The organism is Myroides sp. C6-3 (assembly GCF_050522425.1).
Classification (GTDB): Bacteria; Bacteroidota; Bacteroidia; order Flavobacteriales; family Flavobacteriaceae; genus Flavobacterium.
In genome coordinates, this window is sequence record NZ_JBMVQP010000068.1 from 1 (window position 1) to 4,966 (window position 4,966).

The 4,966-nt window shown below is 31.2% G+C and carries 5 protein-coding genes; all 5 read right to left on the reverse strand.

All coding sequences use genetic code 11. The features are described 5' to 3' along the window. Positions 1 to 743, reverse strand: a 743-nt coding sequence (locus ACPDG9_RS15720; protein ID WP_430528652.1) for a CHC2 zinc finger domain-containing protein, incomplete at its 3' end; no start/stop codon positions are given. 218 nt (positions 744 to 961) lie between these two features. Then, positions 962 to 2,197: a primase-helicase family protein gene (locus ACPDG9_RS15725; RefSeq protein WP_006260873.1), complete on the reverse strand. Its 1,236-nt coding sequence runs from the start codon at positions 2,195 to 2,197 to the stop codon at positions 962 to 964. A gap of 96 nt (positions 2,198 to 2,293) precedes the next feature. Next, positions 2,294 to 2,593: a DUF3853 family protein gene (locus ACPDG9_RS15730; protein WP_006260872.1), complete on the reverse strand. Its 300-nt coding sequence runs from the start codon at positions 2,591 to 2,593 to the stop codon at positions 2,294 to 2,296. Between the two features lie 175 nt (positions 2,594 to 2,768). Continuing rightward, entirely contained in the window at positions 2,769 to 3,668 is a 900-nt protein-coding gene (locus ACPDG9_RS15735; RefSeq protein ID WP_006260870.1) for a hypothetical protein, read from the reverse strand. Continuing rightward, positions 3,665 to 4,966, reverse strand: a 1,302-nt coding sequence (locus ACPDG9_RS15740; RefSeq protein ID WP_430528653.1) for a tyrosine-type recombinase/integrase, incomplete at its 5' end; no start/stop codon positions are given. The genes ACPDG9_RS15735 and ACPDG9_RS15740, both read right to left, overlap by 4 nt.

A 4,966-nucleotide genomic window follows, 5' to 3' on the forward strand; every position in this document is an offset into this window, starting at 1 on the left:
ACATTGATACATTTATACAATTCCCCATTTGTACATTTGTACAAATAATTATTTGGTGTTTTAATTATTGTATTATTCAACATTGATACGGAATTAAGAATCAAATAATCATATTGCTTTTCTGCATTTGGATAAAGGGTTAAAAAGCTGATGTAATCACTCCAAGATTCAAACAAGACAATATGTTTACTTTTGTTATCAAAGTAGGTTACTGCCTTTTTTCCAAGACACATTTTTATATACACGTTTCTTAGTTCGAAACCATTTATGGTGGTATTGGGAAAACCAACAGCGTAATATGATTTGTTGTTTAGAGTATAGTGTACTTCCTTACAATAAGTTTGAGCCATTTTAAGGCTAAGATTACGCTCAGTGATATATTGTATCAAGTTTGGATGTGTTAATGGCTTAATCGCTTGAATTGTATATGTTGGTTCTTGAATAATGTTAGAACTCACAATAATTGGCTGATGAAAAGAAAAAGAATCGTTTTTGAGCAATTCTAAAGCTGATTTAATATCGCAATTATTGTACTTCATCACAAAATCAAGTGTTGTTCCACCAAAACCAGCAGAATGGTCATAAAACACGTTTTTATCAATATTCACTTTAAATGATGCTGTTTTTTCAGTTCTAAATGGACTGAGATACCACCAATCAACTCTCATTATTTTGGTTGGGGTATGACCTAACTTTTTAAGTAAGTCTGTTAGGCTAATTTGTTTAGCTGATTCACAATTCATACGTTTTGAAATAGTCGGGTTAAAAATCTGTTTTTTTTGATGCAATGATGCAGAAAGGTGTTAATCAATTGTATTTCAATAAAATACTCTGCATCACTCTTGCATCACTGCATCAAACTCATTTTGTTTCTTGCATCACTCTTGCATCAAACTTGATGTATTTTTAGTTTGATGCAGACTTTGATGCAGTGTAACTTATTAATAAACAATAGTTTAATCTATTCTTGCATCATTGCATCAAATATTTTATAGAATAAATCTTTTTTAATGATGTAGTAACGTCCTCTACGTTCTATTTTAACAAATTCTCCATGAGATAAAAGCTCTATTCCTTGATAAGATTTTGTGTTATTTTGTGGTTCGAAATCCCATTTCTTTAAAATCTTTCTTATTTCACTAGCAGATATAATTAGTTTTGGGTTTGTCTTGCGTAATAACAAGAGTAAATCATTGGGAGCTACGCAAATTTCATCCTCGGCAACCTTTTCAAAGCACAGGTTTAAAAGTTCTAAAAGTGAAATCTCTATTTTGTTTTTACTAATTAGTTTTAAAAGGGAAGCTGTAAGTATCTGTTTAGGTGTAAACCACATTCGGGTTTGTTGCGTGGTGTAATAAGGTCGTAGAAGTAAGTATTTGATGAAATAAGGAACTTCACTTGTTAGCTTCTTGATAAAGTGAACGTCTTCTGATTCAATAGGTTTAATCTTTCGAATCCAAAAACGTATTTCTTCTTCGTCTATTTGAATGAAATCATCCTCATTGTTAGAGCAAAGAATAAACTTGGCGAAAAACTCTATTTCCTGTCTGTCTTTTCCCTTTGCTTCAACTTTGTCTTTGTCAGTAGTAGAAAGGTACTTTAAACGCTCTGTAATCTCTTTCTTATCAAAGAATACTTCGTCTATGGCAACTAATAACATACTTGCCCAATCAGCGTTAAATTGAGAACCAAAAGAATCTCCTTTGATATAAGTCATATTGAGTCCAAAGATATTTTTAAGCCATTTAATAAAAGAGCTTTTTCCTGTTGCACGTTCTTTACTAACAAGGCACAATATTGGTAAGGTTTGCGTTGGCTTCTCATACAATAGCTTTAGATAGTCTAAACCATATTCGTATTGTTCACTTCCGAATATGTGCTTTACAAAGTGTAGTGAGTTTGGAATCAATTGTTCTAATTCATTTAAGTTAAAATCTTCTTCTATTGGTTTCATATTTAATTCATTATAGGTATTAAAAAAATTTTCTACGATTGGTTGATAGTTAAGATGGTCTGGAATACAGCAAAAGCCATCTAATTTTAAGACGTTCTCTAAGTAGGACTTTCCGTGATCTGATACAATCGTTTCACGAGTCCAACGCACCATTACTTTAACTTTATCACCTGATATCAAAGGTTTTTCGATGATTTTAAAGTAAGCAGTTCCTACTCGGATATAGGGTATATCTAAGCTCATATTTACTTGTGTTTTAATAATCCTTATCTTTATACGATAAGAGTTGAGTTATACTTTAATTGGATATTAAGGGACGATTTGCACAAGTTGTCCCTTTTATTTTTTAGCGAATAGTTCTAATGCCAAGTCAGCATCGACTATAATTTTTCTACCTCTTTGGATAATCGCTTTTTTGATATGACCTTCTTTCTTGATTTTATTAGCAGTGGTAATACTGCACCCAAGTAGGTCTGCTATACCACGTATTCCGTAAACATAACGCTTTGTAGATTGTTGCGTTTCTTGCGAAGTATTGAGTTCTTTAAAATCCTTTATAGATACTGTTTGTAATAACTGTAATAGTTCTTCTCCTGTCATTTGCCAAACTGGCTTTTCTTTTAATTCGCTTATATACATAGTTTTAGTTTTTAAATTATACGATTTTGTGATGTTCGAACAATTCAAAACTACGATGTGTGTAAGGTGGAGAGGGGGTGGAAAAACACACTTTATTGCACAAAAAAACCACTTTAGTAAAATTCTAAAGTGGTTCAAAGGTGGATTTATAAATTTTAAAGGCTTTTATAGTACTTTATTGTTTAAAAGCTGAATCAATGAGATTGCGATACTCTTTTAATGTATCATTGGCACTGCTACCTGTTATGTGTTTATACTTAGAGTCATAAGTTGCTTTCTTAATCTTAAATTCTTTTAATATTTGAGCAAACCACTTTTTCTTTAAACTTTTGTTTTCTATGTTATTATGTAAGCAATGAATTACATAAAAGAAAGTGTATAGAAAATCCTCTTTGATTTTTATTTTATTCACTGTATGTAAGATATTTATCTCTCTATAAAAATCATATTCTGATATATCTTCAATAAATTGATTGTTTACTATACTATGTAGTTTACTAATAAGTCCCATTGAAAATATAGGCTTGTCATTAATAAAAAGATAATCATTGTCATACATTTCATAGTCCTTAAAATTTGATTTCACATCTTTTAAAAGCCTTTTACTATGATTATATATCTCTTGGTGGTAGTCGTAGTTTAAAAAACCTATCTCTTTGTAAAAACTTGATTCAAAGTAGGTTTTACGTTCAGGCAATTCCGTTTCTCTATACAATTCCATTGTTAAATCATTATCTGACAAACTATTTTTATTTCTTTCTCGGTATTTCTTTAACCGAAGTCCATCTCTATCAAGATTAGTGAAGAAATCAGAATTTTTTTCATACAACTTAATTATTGTCTCCAAATTTTCTCTAACAATAGATAAAATTTCTTTTCTTTCTTGTGTGTCTTTTGCAGAATCAATTCGGTCTTTAAAATCAAACATTAAGATATTAATCATATATTGTCTATAAATATCTTGGGAATCGAAATTAAACGAATTTCCTGATGTGTTTAATTCTTTTTCCCACATCACTATTGTGTTATCAGTCATAAATCTTGTTAATTCTAATTGGGCATCTACTGTATTCATATCATATCAAATTTAGTCATTGCATTCGCTTTAATCGTATCAGCTACATCAATATAAGGCTTCATTGATTTGTAGTCTGAATGTCCTGTCCATTTCATTACAACCTGTACAGGTATCCCCAATGATAAAGCGGTACAGATAAATGTTCTTCGCCCTACGTGAGTGCTTAAATGTTCGTATTTGGGTTTTACTTCATCTATTCTTTCATTGCCTACATAGTAGGTTTCTCTAATCGGTTCGTTAATCTCTGCTAACTCTCCAAGTTCTTTTATGTAGTCATTCATCTTTTGATTAGAAATAACAGGTAGAGCCTTTCCTTTTTCAAAAGGTACATCTTTGTACTTCTCTAATATTGCTCTACTGTGTTTGTTTAATTCAACTCTCAGCATATCATTTGTCTTTTTGGTAACAAACTCAATAGCATCATTTTTAATGTCGTGTCTTGTTAGGCTAAAGGCATCTGAATAGCGAAGTCCTGTATAGCAACAGAAAAGCAATACATCACGTACACGTTCTAAGTACGACTTTGTGCCTAAATCCGTTGATTTAATCTGTTCGATTTCCTCTTGAGTTAAAAAGATTATCTTTTTAGATGTTTCCTTTAGTTTTGGTTTAAACTCTTCAAAATTATAGGTAATTGTATAATTGTTGTTTTTACACCACTTCAAAAACCACTTTACAAAACTAATTTGCTTTTCGATGGTGCTATTACGCATCTGTTTTTCAATGCGTAAAAATGAAACGTAGTCTAATAACGTCTTTTCGTTAATATCAGTAAACTGAAAATTGCTTTTGAAAGAAAAAAGATGTGAACGAACAGTATTAAACTTGGTGTAAGTAGCAGTTGTCCAATCATTGCGTTTACCACTACTTTTTACAAACTCGTCAAAAGCTGTAAAGAGATTCTTTTCTGTTGCTGATATGGTTTGTTTATCTGAGTAGCGTTTTATTTCATCTTTTAAGAGTTCAAAAGAAGGTACTTCGTTTTTCAATTCATACTCTTTAAAGATTCTATCAATCGTAGTAGATAGCTCCTGTATTGCTGTATTGATTTCGGAAGAGCTTTGTTTTAGCTTATTGGTACACCCATTGCGTACCTTTTCTTTTGCTTCATCCCATTTAGAAGCATCAATGCGGTAGCCTGTAAAGAGTTCTACACGGCCACCATTATATACCACTCTTGCACGAATTGGAACGTTCTCTGTGATTAATACACCATCTTTCTTTCTCTTTTCAATAGCAATAGTTATCTTTCTTTTTATAGTCATAGTTATTTGTAATAGCACCCAAATATACAC